Annotated in this window: 16 protein-coding genes and 1 riboswitch; of the genes, 10 read left to right on the forward strand and 6 right to left on the reverse strand. The window is 66.6% G+C overall.

The window, feature by feature from the left end:
- The first annotated feature begins 85 nt into the window (after positions 1-85).
- The 3 genes from IB278_RS00310 (at position 86) to IB278_RS00320 (ending at position 3,209) form a co-directional block, all read left to right on the forward strand.
- Positions 86-1,276 (forward strand): hypothetical protein, encoded by a 1,191-nt coding sequence (locus IB278_RS00310; RefSeq protein ID WP_225612634.1) that lies wholly within the window; start codon positions 86-88, stop codon positions 1,274-1,276.
- The gene (locus IB278_RS00315) at positions 1,273-2,313 is read left to right on the forward strand and encodes a DNA methyltransferase (protein ID WP_192322356.1); all 1,041 of its coding nucleotides are present in this window, start codon (positions 1,273-1,275) and stop codon (positions 2,311-2,313) included. The genes IB278_RS00310 and IB278_RS00315 overlap by 4 nt, the downstream gene beginning before the upstream one ends.
- Positions 2,314-2,405: 92 nt before the next feature.
- The gene (locus IB278_RS00320; protein ID WP_145739995.1) at positions 2,406-3,209 is read left to right on the forward strand and encodes an ABC transporter permease; all 804 of its coding nucleotides are present in this window, start codon (positions 2,406-2,408) and stop codon (positions 3,207-3,209) included.
- Between the two features lie 7 nt (positions 3,210-3,216).
- Here IB278_RS00320 and IB278_RS00325 read toward each other — a convergent pair whose 3' ends face one another.
- The 4 genes from IB278_RS00325 to IB278_RS00340 all read right to left on the reverse strand — a co-directional run bounded on the left by IB278_RS00325 (position 3,217) and on the right by IB278_RS00340 (position 8,467).
- A complete protein-coding gene (locus IB278_RS00325) occupies positions 3,217-4,851 on the reverse strand; it encodes a peptide chain release factor 3 (protein ID WP_192322357.1) in 1,635 nt (544 codons plus the stop codon).
- Positions 4,852-4,998: 147 nt separating this feature from the next.
- Positions 4,999-6,984 carry a serine protease gene (locus IB278_RS00330; RefSeq protein WP_192322358.1) on the reverse strand — a complete coding sequence of 662 codons (1,986 nt, stop codon included), beginning with the start codon at positions 6,982-6,984 and terminating at the stop codon, positions 4,999-5,001.
- 209 nt (positions 6,985-7,193) lie between these two features.
- On the reverse strand, positions 7,194-7,685 hold the full coding sequence (phaP, locus tag IB278_RS00335; RefSeq protein ID WP_145739999.1) for a TIGR01841 family phasin: 492 nt from the start codon (positions 7,683-7,685) through the stop codon (positions 7,194-7,196).
- A 143-nt stretch (positions 7,686-7,828) separates the two neighbouring features.
- On the reverse strand, positions 7,829-8,467 hold the full coding sequence (locus tag IB278_RS00340; protein ID WP_192322359.1) for a hypothetical protein: 639 nt from the start codon (positions 8,465-8,467) through the stop codon (positions 7,829-7,831).
- A 117-nt stretch (positions 8,468-8,584) separates the two neighbouring features.
- A riboswitch (S-adenosyl-L-homocysteine riboswitch) is annotated at positions 8,585-8,653 on the forward strand.
- Positions 8,654-8,719: 66 nt separating this feature from the next.
- Here IB278_RS00340 and ahcY point away from each other — a divergent pair.
- The 4 genes from ahcY (at position 8,720) to IB278_RS00360 (ending at position 12,476) form a co-directional block, all read left to right on the forward strand.
- Entirely contained in the window at positions 8,720-10,159 is a 1,440-nt protein-coding gene (gene ahcY / locus IB278_RS00345; protein WP_124958737.1) for an adenosylhomocysteinase, read from the forward strand.
- Positions 10,159-10,950 (forward strand): TlyA family RNA methyltransferase, encoded by a 792-nt coding sequence (locus IB278_RS00350; RefSeq protein WP_192322360.1) that lies wholly within the window; start codon positions 10,159-10,161, stop codon positions 10,948-10,950. The genes ahcY and IB278_RS00350 overlap by 1 nt, the downstream gene beginning before the upstream one ends.
- A 9-nt stretch (positions 10,951-10,959) precedes the next feature.
- Complete coding sequence (metF, locus tag IB278_RS00355; RefSeq protein ID WP_192322361.1) at positions 10,960-11,784, forward strand: methylenetetrahydrofolate reductase [NAD(P)H]; 825 nt, start codon at positions 10,960-10,962, stop codon at positions 11,782-11,784.
- Positions 11,785-11,873: 89 nt separating this feature from the next.
- The gene (locus IB278_RS00360; protein WP_192322362.1) at positions 11,874-12,476 is read left to right on the forward strand and encodes a septal ring lytic transglycosylase RlpA family protein; all 603 of its coding nucleotides are present in this window, start codon (positions 11,874-11,876) and stop codon (positions 12,474-12,476) included.
- A 24-nt stretch (positions 12,477-12,500) separates the two neighbouring features.
- Here IB278_RS00360 and IB278_RS00365 read toward each other — a convergent pair whose 3' ends face one another.
- Positions 12,501-13,451, reverse strand: a complete 951-nt coding sequence (locus IB278_RS00365) for a 23S rRNA (adenine(2030)-N(6))-methyltransferase RlmJ (protein WP_192322363.1) — start codon at positions 13,449-13,451, stop codon at positions 12,501-12,503.
- A gap of 193 nt (positions 13,452-13,644) precedes the next feature.
- Between IB278_RS00365 and rplM the strand changes: the two genes are divergently transcribed.
- The 3 genes from rplM (at position 13,645) to erpA (ending at position 15,026) form a co-directional block, all read left to right on the forward strand.
- Complete coding sequence (gene rplM / locus IB278_RS00370; protein WP_015867439.1) at positions 13,645-14,076, forward strand: 50S ribosomal protein L13; 432 nt, start codon at positions 13,645-13,647, stop codon at positions 14,074-14,076.
- A gap of 12 nt (positions 14,077-14,088) precedes the next feature.
- Positions 14,089-14,481: a 30S ribosomal protein S9 gene (rpsI, locus tag IB278_RS00375; protein ID WP_015867438.1), complete on the forward strand. Its 393-nt coding sequence runs from the start codon at positions 14,089-14,091 to the stop codon at positions 14,479-14,481.
- 179 nt (positions 14,482-14,660) lie between these two features.
- Positions 14,661-15,026: an iron-sulfur cluster insertion protein ErpA gene (gene erpA / locus IB278_RS00380; protein ID WP_007827949.1), complete on the forward strand. Its 366-nt coding sequence runs from the start codon at positions 14,661-14,663 to the stop codon at positions 15,024-15,026.
- Between the two features lie 105 nt (positions 15,027-15,131).
- On the opposite strand, the gene IB278_RS00385 is transcribed toward erpA, so the two are convergent.
- A complete protein-coding gene (locus IB278_RS00385) occupies positions 15,132-16,259 on the reverse strand; it encodes an anhydro-N-acetylmuramic acid kinase (protein ID WP_192322364.1) in 1,128 nt (375 codons plus the stop codon).
- Positions 16,260-16,279: the final 20 nt, after the last annotated feature.

Genomic DNA, 16,279 nt, shown 5'->3' on the forward strand with positions numbered 1-16,279 from the left:
CCGCGCTGGCGTGCGCAGGGGGCCGCTCCAACCATCGGAGGCCGTGCTGCCGTATCGTGGCGGGTGCGACAATCCCGCCGCTGCCATGCGCCCTGCCATTCCCGCTGAAGCCGATACGCCGGTGCCACGCGCTGCGCGGATCGCGACCTGCGCGATGGAGCAGGTCGCGGTGGCCGACCTGCCGCGCAGCGCGAGCTCCCCCCTCTTCGAGCGCCTTCGCCGCGCTGTGCACGGCGTGACCCTTCGCACGCCGCCCCTGAACGAAGCCGCGCGCTGGCACACGCACACGATCGGCGGCATCGAGCGACGCCTTGCGCAGCCCCTCACGTTCACGCCGTATGCCTCCGTGAAGCCTTGTTCGGCACGCTGCGGCTTCTGCTCGGAAAACCTGCGCAAGGCCGGGGGCGGCACCTCGGCGTCCCGGCTGCGCCCGGCGTCCGGCTACTTCGACGGCCTGTCCCGCGCGCTGCGGGCCTTGCGCGGCGTACCGTTGTCGTGGTCGCTCTCGGGCCTGGAAACGAGCGACGACGCCGACTGGATGCTTCGGCTGCTCCACACCCTGGCCGCGGGCGAAAGCGAGGGGCCGGTGGTCGAGGACCGCGTGCTCTACACCAACGGCGCGGGCTTTGCCGGGCCGCAGGGCGAGGTGCTGCGGCGCGCGCTGCCAAGCTTCGGAATGAGCTGGCTGGAACTGTCCCGCCATCACCACGACGGCGCGGCCAACCAGGCCATCATGCGGTTCCGCCCCGAGGTGGCCATCGGCTACCAGACCGTGTTCGAACGCACCGCGCGCCGGCTCGCCGATACGGTGGCGCTGCGGCTCGTGTGCATCCTCCAGCGTGGCGGCATTGCGCAGCCGCCGGACGTGGCCGCGTACCTCGCGTGGGCACGGGAATGCGGCGCCGGCACCGTCGTCTTCCGGGAGTTCTCGCGGCTCGGCGACGGCTATCGCGACAACGCCACCGCGCGCCACCTGCGCACGGAGCGGGTCTCGATGGACGCGCTGCTGACGGCCTGCCTCGACGACCCCGGCGTCTCGCGCGGGTGGACCCTCGAAAGCCTCACCGAGGGCTACTACTTCTGGAACCTGCGCCTGCGCACCGGGAACGGCCTGACGGTCGTCTTCGAAAGCGCCGACTACGGTGCCATGCACGCGCGCCATGCCACCGGCGATGTCTACAAGCTCGTCTACTTTGCCGACGGCCAGCTCTGCGCCGGCTGGGAACCCGGGCACGACGTGTTGCTCGACACGCGCACCGCGCAGGCCTGCCCATGACCGGTCACAGCTGGCTGAGGCTCGACCATGAATCGCCGCGCCACCGGCTGCCGGACGACCTGCGCGCGCGGGACCCGATGGGTGGGCGCGATTGCGGATGGGTCGAGCAGATGCGGCCCTTCGTGTGCCGGTTCTCGCAACCGGGCGACACGGTGTTCGATCCATTCGCCGGCTTCGGCACGACACTGCTCGCGGCGCGCCTCGATGGCCGACAGGCCTTGGGCTGCGAAGTCGATGCCGGCCGCATCGACCTCATCCGCGAGCGGCTGGCACGCCACGGCCTCGCACACGGTACGACGCTCCTGCACGCCTCGTGCGATGCGCTCGAAGACGCTGCGCTCCCGCCCTTCGACCTCTGCCTGACGAACGTGCCCTACTTCGGTTGCCGCTGGGCCGGTACGCAGACAAGCTCCCAGCTCTACGGCAGCCAGAGCTATGCGCAGCACCTCGACGGCCTGCGCAACGTCTTCCACCGCGTCCGCGCCGGATTGCGCGAGGGGGGCGCCTGCATCGCGATGGTGCAGAACCTCCGGATCGGCGATCGCGTGCTGCCGCTGGCCGTCGACCTCGCGCGCATCCTGGGTTCGCTCTTCGCGATGGAAGAAGAGCGCGTGCTGGTCTATCCGCACGACGCGCAAGACAGCGACGCCGATGCCCGCACCGACCGGCGCCACGAGTACGCGTTGGTCTTTCGCAAGCAGCGCGAGCGCATCGACCTGCCAGCCACCGTTGCGTTGCTCGATGCCATGCGCGCAGAGGGACACGACTTCACGCTGTTCGGCAGCTTCGCGCGCTGGCAGCAGGACCCGCAAGGCACGCCGCCCGCAGACGCCGACATCCGCGTCGACGCCGAGCCGCAGCGCCTGGATGCCCTGCTGCGATGGCTGCGCGAGCGCGGCTTTTCGGTGACGAGCTGGGGCGATCCGGTCGCCGTGCCCCTTCACCTCGACAGCTACCGCGGCCGTTTTTACTTCCGAGCCGACCGCATCGATGCCCGCGGCGCATTGATCCGGCTGGACATCTGTTACGAGCAATGAGTGGCACGACGCAATCTGCACAGCGGTTGAGCGGCCCGCACGAGGACCGCGCCCTGGACCACGGCGAAACAAGCCGAGAAAGCCGCTGAAAGATGGGCGCCCTCCCTCTCTTCTTCCGCCTCATGGCCGCCTCCATCAGCGGCCAGGCCAGATACCCGGCGTCCGCGCTGCTGCTCACGACAGGCCAGTTCCTCGGCACAGGCATCGAGGTGGTCGCCGTCTGGGCGCTGTTCCATCGCTTCGGCGAGGTGCAGGGCTGGGGCATCGGCGAGGTCGCGCTGTTCTACGGGCTGGTGAACTGCATGTTCGCGATTGCCGACGCGCTGGGCCGCGGCTTCGACGTGCTCGGCACCGAGTTCCTGCGCACCGGCACCTTCGACCGGCTGCTGCTGCGCCCGCGGCCGCTGGCGTTGCAGCTCATGGGGCACGACGTACGAATCAGCCGCCTGGGCCGGCTGCTGCAGGGCCTGGTCGTGCTGGTCTTCGCGACCGTCCAGGCCGGCATCGCATGGACCCCGGGCGCCGTGGCGCTCGCCGTGTTCGCACTGGCCGGCGGCATCGCGCTCTTCCTCGGCATCCTGGTGCTGCAGGGCACGCTGTCGTTCTGGACCGTCGAAAGCCTGGAGATCGCCAACGTGCTCACCTACGGCGGCGTGCAGGCGGCGCAGTACCCGCTGGCGCTCTATGCGCAGTGGTTCCGCCGCGTGCTGACCTTCATCGTGCCGCTGGCCTGCGTGGCGTACTACCCGGCGCTCGCGATCCTCGGCAAGCCGGATCCGCTGGGTGCGCCGGGCTGGGTGGGCATGGTGTCGCCGCTCGCGGGCTTCGTGTTCCTCGCGGCGGCATTCGGCGCATGGCGCATCGGGCTGCGCCACTACGCTTCGACGGGCAGCTGAGCCTGCGTCAGCCCGCGTTCTGCAGCGCCAGCCCCGCGTGCTCCCGCAGCGGATGGAAGTGGATCTTCGGAAAGCGCTCCTGCGCGAGCCGCACGTCGTAGGGCGAAGTGCACAGGAAGGCGAGCGTGTCGGCCGCGTCCTTGGCCATGCGCTGTGGATAGGCGTTGACGAATTCGCGCAGCTCGGCCGGCGAATCGGCCGTGATCCAGCGCGCGCCCGTGTACTGGCAGCCTTCGAGCCGCACGTCGGCGTCGTACTCGGCCTTCAGGCGGTGCTGCACCACCTCGAACTGCAGCTGGCCGACGGCACCCAGCAGCATCGGCCCTCCGATCTCGGGGCGGAACACTTGAATGGCACCTTCCTCGCCGAGCTGGGCCAGGCCCTGCTGCAGCTGCTTGGTGCGCAGCGGGTTCTTCAGGATCACCGTCATGAACAGCTCGGGCGCGAAGAAGGGCAGGCCGGTGAACTGCAGGCTCGCGCCGTCGGTGATGGTGTCGCCCAGCTGCACGCCGCCATGCGTGGTGAAGCCCACGATGTCGCCTGCATAGGCCTCTTCGACCGCCTCTCGGCGCTGGCTCATGAAGGTGACCACGCTGGTCGGCCGCAGTTCCTTGGCGGTGCGCTGCACCTTGAGCTTCATGCCCGGCGTGTACTTGCCCGAGGCCATGCGCACGAAGGCGATGCGGTCGCGGTGATTGGCGTCCATGTTGGCCTGCACCTTGAACACCACGCCCGCGAAGTCCTTGTCCTCGGGCTGGATCTCCTTCACCACGGGCTGGCGGTTGACCATCGTGGTGCTGGTGCGCGACTGCGGCGACGGCGCGAGGTCGACCAGCGCGTCGAGCACTTCCATCACGCCGAAGTTGTTCACGCCGGAGCCGAAGAACACCGGCGTCTGCTTGCCGGCCAGGAAGGCTTCGCGGTCCCAGGTCGGTGAGGCGCCGGTGGCCAGCTCCATGCTTTCCATGGCGTGCTCGAAGTCGGCGCCGAAGCGCTTGGTGAGCGTCTCGCGCTCGCTCAGCGGAATGGTCTCGAAGTCCTGCGGCAGCCGCTCGCTGCCCGACTCGAACACCGTCATCGCCTGCGTGCGCAGGTTCATGATCCCGCGGAAGCTCTTGCCCTGGCCCACGGGCCAGGTCATCGGCACGCAGGGCATACCGAGCTCGCGCTCCACCTCGTCGAGGATGTCGAGCGGCTCGCGCACCTCGCGGTCCATCTTGTTGACGAAGGTGATGATGGGCGTGTCGCGCTGGCGGCAGACCTCGATCAGCCGGCGCGTCTGCGCCTCCACGCCGTTGGCCGCGTCGATCACCATCAGGGCCGAGTCCACCGCCGTGAGCACGCGGTAGGTGTCCTCCGAGAAGTCCTTGTGGCCGGGCGTGTCGAGCAGGTTGATCACGTGGTCGCGGTACAGCATCTGCATGACCGACGACGCCACCGAGATGCCGCGCTGCTTTTCGATTTCCATCCAGTCGGAGGTGGCGTGGCGCGAGGCCTTGCGCGCCTTCACCGAGCCGGCGATCTGGATCGCGCCCGAGAAAAGCAGCAGCTTCTCGGTCAGCGTGGTCTTGCCGGCGTCAGGGTGGGAAATGATCGCGAAGGTGCGACGGCGGCGGGTTTCGGAGAGAAAGGGGGATGACACGGGAACTCCAGGGAACCCGTGATTTTCGCAGATGTGCGTCTGCCCGCGCCGGGCCGGGTCGAGCCTCCACTCAACGTCGACTAGAACGGTGAATCCTATGGATCGAACAGTCGACCCACAGAACGCCGCTGCTACAAGGCAAGTGAATCAAAGGCTCGTCCAACCGAAATATGCAATTCCCTCGTACGTGTACATCGGAAGATTTTGTTGAATGCTGTCCCGCTCGCTGGCGTTGATTGTGTAGAAATGGGTCTGAACTTTCGTTTGATAGAACCGGAACATTGGCGTAGCGCTGCTGCTCTGCGAGGTGTTTGCATACCAAGCTACTCCCTCGAACAGGTACCACGGCCAATTGCCCTGCACCCGAGCGCGTTCCTGCTCGTCGATGGTGTAAAAGTGTGCGCCCGTGCGTGTGTTGTAGAACCGATAAACTGGGCTGGTGCCTGGTGCTGCGGCGCCAAACGCGAAGAAGGCAGGGCCTTCGTAGCTGTACTCGTGCAGCTTCGTGATGACGAGGTCACGCTCCGGCACGTTGGAGGTATAGAAATGCGCACCTGTCTTGGTGTTGTAGAAGCGGTAGATGGTCGTGCGCACTGTGGTCGATGGCGCGTTGAGCCACTGCTGCAGCGCAGCGTTGAAAGGAAGATCGAAGCGTCCGTAAAAGTCGTATCCGGCGGGCTGGCTGCACGAAGACGCTCCGCCCAACAACTGCCCGACGAGATAGTCCTTGCCGTTCAACCTCCGGAACAGCCCCGAGCCGCTGCTGCCGCCCTCGGTCACGCCTCGATTCCACCTGACGGCCAGAAACTTGGCGTCGCTTCCCGTTGAGGAGTTGCAGCTCGAACTTCCACAGGCTGCGGTTCCGAGATAGTCGCCTTCACTGTACTTCTGCAAGTCACCCTTCGGATGATGCACGCCGTAAACACCTTGCATGCCGTCAAAGGAGCGAGGTTCGAAGGGGCTTGATCCGGCAAACAACGCCCCGGCCGGCGGTTGCGAATTCAGCCGCATGAAGGAGGTGTCGGTCGTCGACTCGGCATAGAGCAGCGTCGCACCGGAACCGATTGTGACCAGTGCCGGACTGACCTGCGTGCTGTTGCAACTGGCTGACTTGTAGGACCACAAGGTGTAGAGAGTCGACGCAACTGTCTGGTTGGAGATGCAATGGTTGGCGCTCAGGAAGTAGGGCGTACCCGTCGACATGCGGTCGTTGAGCAGCGTGCCGGTGCACACATAATTGCCTCCGTCCTGGATGAAGTCCATCAACGCTACGGACTTGCTGAGGGTGTCGTATTGGGACGCACACGTAACGTCAAGATTGCATGTCCCTGCTTCCCCGATTTTCTGCAACGAATCCTGTTTGGTGATGTCGACCGCCACGTGGGACAGCATGGGAACGGCCACCTTGACTGCATCCAGCACGGCGTTGGGCGGTACCTCGATTTCGACAGTGAGCGCTTCTCCTCCCATGTTGGGCGACCAATAAATTCGCGCGTTGTCGCTTGAATCGCCTGCATCGAGATTGCGTTGGATGGTCGCGAGGATTTCCTGTGCAGACACCTCGTACAGCTTTTTGCTCGTGTCTCCATAGAAGCTCACCATGGTGCCCAAGGGAAGACTCTCAACACGCAGCCCGATGCGAACACCCTTCGCATCCGGTGAAGCGAATCGCAACGCGGCCAGTTTTCCGCCTCGTTCCGACGGTGTCCAACTCATCATGCTCGACACCGACTGGACATTCGCTGTTTCGGCAATGCGGCGCGCAACGCCGATCTTGGTGGGCGTGCCGAAAACCGCAGGTGCCGACTTCAATGGAAGGGCGCTCTCTGTCGGGAGCGACGGCAGGAGGACGTGCCGTGGCACCGGCCGGGCCCCCGCGGGGCGGTCCTTGAACGGGCTGACATCGATTGCCGCGAGTTCTGGCGTCTGCACCCTGGACTCGATGAGCACGGGGGCGGCGTTGGCGTTGGCGGCAGGAGCCGGTGGCGTGCTCTGGGCTGCCGTTTCGGTGCCCGCCACTGCGGCGACTGGGGCGAATCCACCACTGCCACCACCACCGCTTGATCCTCCACATGCAGCCAGCAGAGCTGACAACATGATCGTGCTCAAACCTATCCCGAGACCTGCGCGCATACCTGCTCCCTGAACGTTACGTCTTGACACGCGATTGTCCAGCAAGGCAAGGTTTTTCCAAATTTGCACCGGGATTTACCGTGCGAAACATCACGGGGTCGGTGACTTTGTGCAACAGATTTGCGCTTGTGCGAGCCAGCAGATTAGGCCGCCCAGAAAACTCAATACCAAATGGCTACAGCCAAAGGTTTTAATGCCCTCTTTCGAGATTACTTGCGCTGCAGTAACTTCGTCACTTCATCCACATTGGCCTGGATCCGCTGGCGCACCAGTTCGAACGCGTCGGCCTGCGACTTGGCCGCGAGGTTGGCCAACTCCTTGATGTCGTCGATGGCGCGCTGGAACGACTGACGGCCGAGTTCGTCGAGCTTGGCGAGGTTGGCCTTGGCATCCTTGCCGGGCATTTCCTTGGCGGCCGTCTGCCATTCGGCGATGGCGCTCTTGATCATCTCGGTCTGCCGCTGCACCACGGTCTGCAGGCCCTGGTAGGACTTCTGGTTCGCCTGCATCAGCGCCTGGAGGTCCTTTTGCCCGCTCTCGAGCAGCTTGCTCGCGCCGCCAGTCAGGTTGAGGTCCTGCAGGCGGTCGGTCATGGCCTTGAGATTCTTCAAGGGGTCGAGCATGTCGGCGGCGTCGGGAGCCGCCTTGGTGCTGCTGCTGGCGGTGGTCTTCTTCGCGGCGGCTTTCTTGGCAGTGGCCATGGTGCGGTATCTCCTGTGTCGGGTGAAGAACGGGTGAGCGGCAAGGACCGGCCGGACGGCCGACGGTCCCTCGCCACGATACGCCGCGGCAGCCCGCCCGCGGCGCCGCGGCGGCAAGAATTGCCTGCGGGATTTCCCTTGGGCTACATCGGTGGCGCGAAGCCGTTGCGTCCGGCGGTGACGCGCAGCGCCGTGGGCACGCCGTTCCTTTCCTGCGCATTGACCAGCACCTTGGCGCCGGGCACCAGCAGGGCCTCGGTGCCGGGGCGGAAGGTCACGACCGGCACGTCGGGCGGCACGATGACGGTCTTCTCGCCGCCCTTGTAGGTCAACCGCAGCTGCTGCCCGCCGCGCACTGATGTCGGCGCCGCGGCCAGGTCGGCCACGGTGGCGTTGGTCATGGTGCTCTGCGGCAGCAGGTCCCAGGGACGGTGGCCTTCGCCCGTGCCGCGCGCGGCCTCGGGGAACACCACCACCTCGAGCGCCTTTTGTGTGCCGTCGGCCTGCGGCATGGCGGCGGTGCCGATGAAGCTGCCCTGCCTGATGTCGGACAGCTTGATCGGGTAGACCTCCGACACGGCCATGTCGCCCGGCCTCGCCAGGCTGACGACCTCGCCGCCGCGGTCCTGGACCACGAGGGCCTTGGCGTCGATGCGCACGATGGTGCCGCGGATGCGTACCGGATCGGGGGCGGCCTGCGCAGAGGCCAGGACCGGCGCGCCGGCCACAAGAAGGAAGGCGGCCGAGGCCAGCAGGACGGGGGAGAGTCTGGACAAGCGCATGGGTGGAACTTCCGGCGTTGGGGTCAGGTCAATGTATACCTCGGATGCGAAATGCGCTTTCCGGCATGTGGGATGCCCCGGCGGTTGGCTCGCCTTGGCGCCCCGTCTACAATCCGCGGTTCCGAGGAGCGTTGCAGCGCCGTCAGGCGTGAGGCTCGGACCACATCGCAACCACGCTCACCCGCTGTTCTCGCGGTGAGTCTTTTCCCCGAACGCAGTGGCACCTTTCAAACTAGCTTTGTTGGAGTTCTCATGAGCGCTGTTCTCAAGCCCACCCCCGTTTCCACCGCCGACCAGGCGATTGCCGACCTCTCGCTGGCCGCCTGGGGCCGCAAGGAAATCCGCATCGCGGAAACCGAAATGCCCGGCCTGATGGCGATCCGCGAGGAATTCTCGAAGGCGCAGCCGCTCAAGGGCGCGCGCATCACGGGCTCGCTGCACATGACGATCCAGACGGCCGTGCTGATCGAGACGCTGCAGGCGCTCGGCGCCACCGTGCGCTGGGCCTCGTGCAACATCTTTTCCACGCAGGACCATGCCGCCGCCGCGATTGCCGCTGCCGGCACGCCGGTGTTCGCGATCAAGGGCGAATCGCTGAAGGACTACTGGGACTACACGCACGCCATCTTCGACTTCGGCCCCAAGGGCTCGCAGGGCGAAGGCCCCAACATGATCCTGGACGACGGCGGCGATGCCACGCTGCTCATGCACCTGGGCCAGCGCGCCGAGAAGGACCTGGGCGTGCTCGCCAAGCCCACCAGCGAGGAAGAGCGCATCCTCTACGCCGCCATCAAGGCCAAGCTGGCGGTCGATCCGACCTGGTACACCCGCAAGTCGGCCGAGATCATCGGCGTGACCGAGGAAACGACCACCGGCGTGCACCGCCTGAACGAGATGAGCGCCAAGGGCACGCTGCTGTTCCGCGCCATCAACGTGAACGATTCGGTCACCAAGAGCAAGTTCGACAACCTCTACGGCTGCCGCGAATCGCTGGTGGACGGCATCAAGCGCGCGACCGACGTGATGATCGCCGGCAAGGTGGCCTGCGTGGCCGGCTACGGCGACGTGGGCAAGGGCTCGGCCCAGGCGCTGCGCGCGCTGAGCGCGCAGGTGTGGGTGACCGAGATCGACCCCATCAACGCGCTGCAGGCCGCGATGGAAGGCTACAAGGTCGTCACCATGGAATACGCCGCCGACAAGGCCGACATCTTCGTGACCACCACCGGCAACCGCGACGTGATCCGCCACGAGCACATGGCTGCCATGAAGGACCAGGCCATCGTCTGCAACATCGGCCACTTCGACAACGAGATCGACGTCGCGTCGATCGAGAAGTACGAGTGGGAAGAAATCAAGCCGCAGGTCGACCACATCACCTTCCCCGACGGCAAGAAGATCATCCTGCTGGCCAAGGGCCGCCTCGTGAACCTGGGCTGCGGCACGGGCCACCCGAGCTTCGTGATGTCGTCGTCGTTCGCCAACCAGACCATCGCCCAGATCGAGCTCTTCACCAAGCCCGATGCCTACCAGGCCGGCAAGGTCTACGTGCTGCCCAAGCACCTCGACGAGAAGGTCGCGCGCCTGCACCTGAAGAAGGTCGGCGCGATGCTGACCGAGCTGACGGACGAGCAGGCCGCCTACATCGGCGTGAGCAAGAACGGCCCCTACAAGCCGGACACGTACCGGTACTGATGCGCGCTGACCAATTGCTGGTGGAGCGCGGCTTTGCCGCGTCGCGTTCGCAGGCCGTGCGGCTGATTGCCGGCGGCATGCGCTGGCGCGATGCGGGCAGCGCGGACGCGTGGCGCCCGGTGGTGAAGAACCGCGACGAGGTACCCGAGTCCGCCGAGGTCGAGCTCGACGATGCAGCCGAGGCGCGCTATGTGTCGCGCGGCGGGCTCAAGCTCGAAGGCGCGCTGGCGGCGAGCGGCGTCAGCGCCGACGGCAAGCTGTGCCTCGACGTGGGCCAGTCGACCGGCGGCTTCACCGACTGCCTGCTGCAAGCCGGCGCGGCGAAAGTGGTGGGCGTCGACGTCGGCCATGGGCAGCTGCATCCGAAGCTGCGCGAGGACGAGCGCGTGGTGGCCATCGAGGGCATCAATGCGCGTGCGCTGTCGCCGGACGACCTGCAGGAAGAAGAGGGCGAAGAGCCTTCCGAACTGCGCTTCGACCTGATCGTCGGCGACCTGTCGTTCATCTCGCTCACGCTGGTGCTGCCGGCCGTGGTGCCGTTCCTGGCCGGCGACGGCCAGCTGCTGATGCTCGTCAAGCCGCAGTTCGAACTGCAGCCGGGGCAGGTCGGCAAGGGCGGCATCGTGCGCGACGCGTCGATGTACGCGGTGGTCGAAAAGCGCCTGCGCGATGCCTGCGAGGCGCTCGGGCTGCGCGTGCTGCAGTGGTTCGACAGCCCCATTGCCGGCGGCGACGGCAACCGCGAGTTTTTCATTCACGCCGTTCGCGCGGACCAGGCGAACGGTTCCTAGGAGACGCAGGTGCGCCTTCCATTGAGCTTCGAATTCTTTCCGACCAAGACGCCCGAAGGCGCGGTCAAGCTGCGCGCGGTGCGCCAGCAGCTGTATGCGCGCCAGCCCGAGTTCTGCTCGGTGACCTACGGCGCAGGCGGCTCCACGCACCAGGGCACTTTCGGCGCGGTGCAGGAGATCCTGTCCGAGGGCGTCGATGCCGCCAGCCACTTCTCGTGCATCGGCGCCACGCGCGCCACCGTGCGCGAACAGCTGGCCGAGCTCAAGGCGATGGGCGTGAAGCGCCTGGTCGCCCTGCGCGGCGACCTGCCGAGTGGCTACGGCATCGGCGGCGAGTTCCAGTACGCGAGCGACCTCGTGGCCTTCATCCGCGAGGAGACCGGCCGCGACTTCCACATCGAGGTGGCCTGCTACCCGGAGGTGCATCCGCAGGCACGTTCGCCCGAGGCCGACCTGCAGGCCTTCGCCGCCAAGGTGAAGGCCGGCGCCGATTCCGCGATCACGCAGTATTTCTTCAGCCCCGAGGCGTACTTCCGCTTCGTCGACGACACCCGCAAGCTGGGGCTCGACCTGCCGATCGTGCCGGGCATCATGCCGATCACCAGCTCGACGCAGCTCATGCGCTTCTCGGATGCCTGCGGCGCCGAGATCCCGCGCTGGATCCGCCTGCGGCTGCAGGGCTTCGGCGACGACACGGCCTCCATCAAGGCCTTCGGCCTCGACGTGGTGACCGACCTCTGCGCGCGGCTGCAGGGCGGCGGCGCGCCGGCGCTGCACTTCTACACGATGAACCAGTCGGCGGCGACGCTGGCTGTATTGGAGCGCCTCGGTTGAAGGGGGGGCGTCCAGGAGCGGGGAGCCCGCTGCGCGCGGCGTTTCGGGTTGCGCTTGTCGCAGCAGCCTGTGCGCTGGCCGGCTGTGCGATGCCCCCCGCCACCGAGGGCGGGCCGACCGACAAGGACGCCAAGCTCCTGCCGCTGCCGCGCCAGCTGGCCGTTCCGCCGGGTGCTCCGGCACGATCGAACGTGCCTTCGGTTCGCTACGACCTTGCCGTATCGGGCGCCGGCGAACTGGGGCCCGACGACGGCGTGCCTGGAGACGGCGGCCCGCGCGAGATCTTCGAGCGCGGCGGGGCCTCGTGGTACGGCATCCAGTTCCACCAGCGCAAGACCGCGAGCGGCGAGCGCTTCGACATGACGGCCATGACGGCGGCCCACAAGACCTTGCCGTTCAATACCCGCGTTTGCGTGCGCAGCCTCGTCAACGGCAGCGAGGTGCTGGTGCGCATCACCGACCGGGGGCCTTATGCGCAGGGCCGCATCATCGACCTGAGCCGCGCCGCGGCCGAGCGCATCGGGCTGATCGGGCTCGGCATCAAGCAGGTGGCGCTGACGATCATCGATCGCGAGGGCATGCGTTGCGGCGGCTCCGAGGTGGAAGAGGGCGAGGCTCAGGCGCAAGCTCCGGCGGCTGCACCGGCACCCGCACGCCGTCAGGTGAAAGTGCCGCCGCGCCGCCGCCGATAAGTCCGGCAGAAGGCCGGCCGGGGCCTAGCCGCCCGAGTCGAGCGAGAAGGTGGCGTGCCGGTCCTGGGCCAGTCGTTCCGCCAGCTGGGGCAGGGCGACCGCCAGCAGCGGCTTCAGCGTGTAGGGCGGGTTGATCAGGAACATGCCGCTGGCCGGAAGGCCCGGACGCTGGGTTTCGCCCGTCGGGGTGGTGGTCAGCTTGCTCGACTTGACCGTGAGCGTGGCGTGCAGCCAGGGCTTGCCGGCCTTGGTGGCCAGGGTCTTGAGCCGGCGCGGCAGGTCATGCGCCTCGGGGCGCGGAATGATCGGGTACCAGATGGCGTAGGTGCCGGTGGCAAAGCGCTTGAGCGCCTCGGCCGCGAAGTCGAGCACGCGGCCGTAGTCGCTCTTGATCTCGTAGCTCGGGTCCATCAGCACCAGCGCGCGGCGCGAGGGCGGCGGCAGGAACTTGGTGGCGCTGCCGAAGCCGTCCTCGCGCAGCACCGCGATCTGGCGGCCCGCCTCGAGCTGGGCGATGTTGGCGTCCAGCGTGCGGGCATCGGTCGGGTGCAGCTCGAACAGCTTGAGCTTGTCGTGGTCGCGCAGCAGATGCTGCACGATGAATGGCGAGCCGGGATAGATGCGGGCGCCGCCCTTGGGGTTGAAGTCGTGGATGACGCTCAGGTAGCGTGCAATCGCGTCGGCCAGGGGCGCCTCGGCTTCGGGCGTTGCCTTTTTGGCGGCGGACTTGGCGGCAGGGGTCGGCGAGGCAGGTGCTTTCTTGTCCGCCAGCAGTCGCAGCACGCCTTCGGCGGCCTCGCCACTGGTGCCGGCGTAGTCGCCGTCCAGGCGGTACAGGCCGGCGCCGGCATGGGTGTCGACCACGGTCAGCGCTGCTTCTTTTTCGAGCAGGTGGTCGAGCGTGGCAATCAGCACCGTGTGCTTGAGCACGTCGGCGTGGTTGCCGGCGTGGAAGGCGTGGCGGTAACTGAACATGGGGTCAATGGTAACGGCTTGGGCGGGCGGCCGGCTCGAATTTGCCCAGATTGGCCGATTCTTCGTATAATCGCGGGCTTCGCAGCGTTTTTGTAGCCCCGCGGCGGAGAATTATCCCCACCTAAGAGATTCCCGTCAGAGGAACGCCGACCGTGGAAAAGGGCTCGCCAAACCCTCTTTATAGAGAAAACTCATGACCAAAACGTTCAGCGCCAAGCCCGCTGACGTGACGCACGAGTGGTTTGTGATTGACGCGACCGACAAGGTCCTCGGACGAGTAGCCAGCGAAGTTGCTCTCCGTTTGCGCGGCAAACACAAGGCCATTTACACGCCTCACGTCGATACCGGTGACTTCATCGTCATCATCAACGCAGCCCAGCTGCGCGTCACCGGCGCCAAGCCGATCGACAAGGTCTACTACCGTCACTCGGGCTACCCGGGCGGTATCACGGCCACGAACTTCCGCGACATGCAAGCCAAGCATCCGGGCCGCGCCCTGGAAAAGGCCGTCAAGGGCATGCTGCCCAAGGGCCCGCTCGGCTACGCGATGATCAAGAAACTCAAGGTGTACGGTGGTGCAGAGCACCCGCACACCGCCCAACAGCCCAAAGTGCTGGAACTGTAAGGAGCCTTGAGAATGATTGGTGAATGGAACAATGGCACCGGCCGTCGCAAATCGAGCGTCGCCCGTGTGTTTCTGAAAAAGGGCACCGGCAAGATCACGGTCAACGGCAAGGACATCCAGGAGTTCTTCGGCCGCGAAACCTCGATCATGATTGCCAAGCAGCCCCTGGTGCTGACCAACAACCTCGAAGCATTCGATGTCATGGTCAACGTCAACGGCGGCGGTGAATCGGGCCAGGCCGGCGCAACGCGCCACGGCATCACCCGTGCGCTGATCGACTACGACGCAAGCCTCAAGCCGGTGCTGAGCCAGGCCGGCTACGTCACGCGCGATGCACGTGAAGTCGAGCGCAAGAAGGTCGGTTTGCACTCTGCACGCCGCCGCAAGCAGTTCAGCAAGCGCTGATCCTGTTCATCGCGAACAAAAGCCGCCTTCGGGCGGCTTTTTCATTGCCGCGGCCTTGGCGGATGTGTGTTCGACCCCACTTGTGTTGGGTGCTCGCTGCCTCCCGCCAGCCAGGAATGCGGCATTGCAGTAGCATTGGTCCATTGGCCGCATGTACGGCCCCCAAGGAGTTATCCCCCATGAGCGCTGTTGCCGAAAACATCCAGACCCAGATGCCCGAACCGATCGTCTTCACCGACAGTGCGGCTGCCAAGGTGGCCGACCTGATCGCCGAAGAGGGCAATCCCGACCTCAAGCTGCGCGTGTTCGTGCAGGGCGGCGGGTGCTCGGGCTTCCAGTACGGTTTCACCTTCGATGAAATCACCAACGAAGACGACACCACCATGACCAAGAACGGCGTGTCGCTGCTGATCGATGCCATGAGCTACCAGTACCTGGTCGGCGCCGAGATCGACTACAAGGAAGACCTGCAGGGCGCCCAGTTCGTGATCAAGAACCCGAACGCCACCAGCACCTGCGGCTGTGGATCGAGCTTCTCGGCTTGATGCCCGGCCCAGCATTCGATCTTCAGAAGAAAGCCGCCTTCGGGCGGCTTTTTGCTGCCCGCTGCAACGGCCATGAACGCCAATGAGCCTCGGCGGGCCGACCGGTCAGGCGGGGTAGATCGCCCCGAGCACGCGGCCGCCCCTTGCGCCGGTCACGCTGGCCAGGTTGCCGGCTTCGCGCCGTACCGTGCTTCGGGCCAGCCAGGCAAAGGCCGCGGCCTCGACCTGCAACGGGGGTAGGCCGTGCGCCGCGGAGGCAGCCACTTCCACGCCGGGCAAATGCGCGCGCAGGCGCTCGAGCAGATGATCGTTCAGCGCCCCGCCACCGCAGACGATCAGCAGTTTGCTATCGTTTCCGTAGCGAAAAACGTCCGCTGCGCATACGCCGGCGGTGAACTCGGTCAGGGTGGCCTGCACGTCGGCGGGCGCCGCGCCGGCAGCCGGGGCCAGGCGGGCCGAAAGCCACGCGGGATTGAACAGGTCGCGCCCGGTGCTCTTGGGAGGCGCCTTCGCAAAATACGGATCGGCCTGCAGCCGCGCGAGCAGGTCGGGCAGCACCTGCCCACTGGCGGCCCATTGCCCGCCGCGGTCGAAGGGCTGGCCGGTATGGAGCTGGCTCCAGTGGTCCATCAGGGCATTGCCGGGGCCGCAATCGAAGCCGAGCACCGCCGGCTCTCCCGGCGCGTCGGCCGCGGGTAGCAGGCTCAGGTTGGAAATGCCACCGATATTCAGCACCGCCACGGGTTCGCCAGCGCGTGCGAACAGCGCACGGTGGAAGGCGGGCACCAGCGGCGCGCCCTGTCCACCCGCGGCCAGGTCGCGGCTTCGGAAGTCCGCCACCACGTCGATGCCGGTCAGCTCGGCCAGCAGCGAGGGGTTGCTGATCTGCAGGGTGTAGCCGACGCCGTCGAACTCGGTGGGCCGATGGCGCACCGTCTGCCCGTGCGCGCCGAGGGCCGTCACCTGGCTGGCAGGAGTGCCGCTGTCCGCCAGCAGCTGGCTGGCGACGCCAGCATAGATGCGGGCCAGGCCGTTGCCGGCCAGCGCGGCACGGTGGAGCTCGTTGTCGCCGGGGGTGTTGAGCGCCATCAGCTCGGCGCGCAAGGCGGCTGGAAAAGGCGCCGTGGCATAGGCCCGCACGGCGATGCGGCCATTCGCGAAATCGGCCAGCACGCCATCGACCCCGTCGAGCGAGGTGCCCGACATCAGGCCGATGAACAGTTCGGCGGCCATCTCGATGGGAAGGCGAGCCG

Source organism: Variovorax sp. VRV01 (assembly GCF_014852545.1).
GTDB classification, from domain to species: Bacteria; Pseudomonadota; Gammaproteobacteria; order Burkholderiales; family Burkholderiaceae_C; genus Variovorax; species Variovorax beijingensis_A.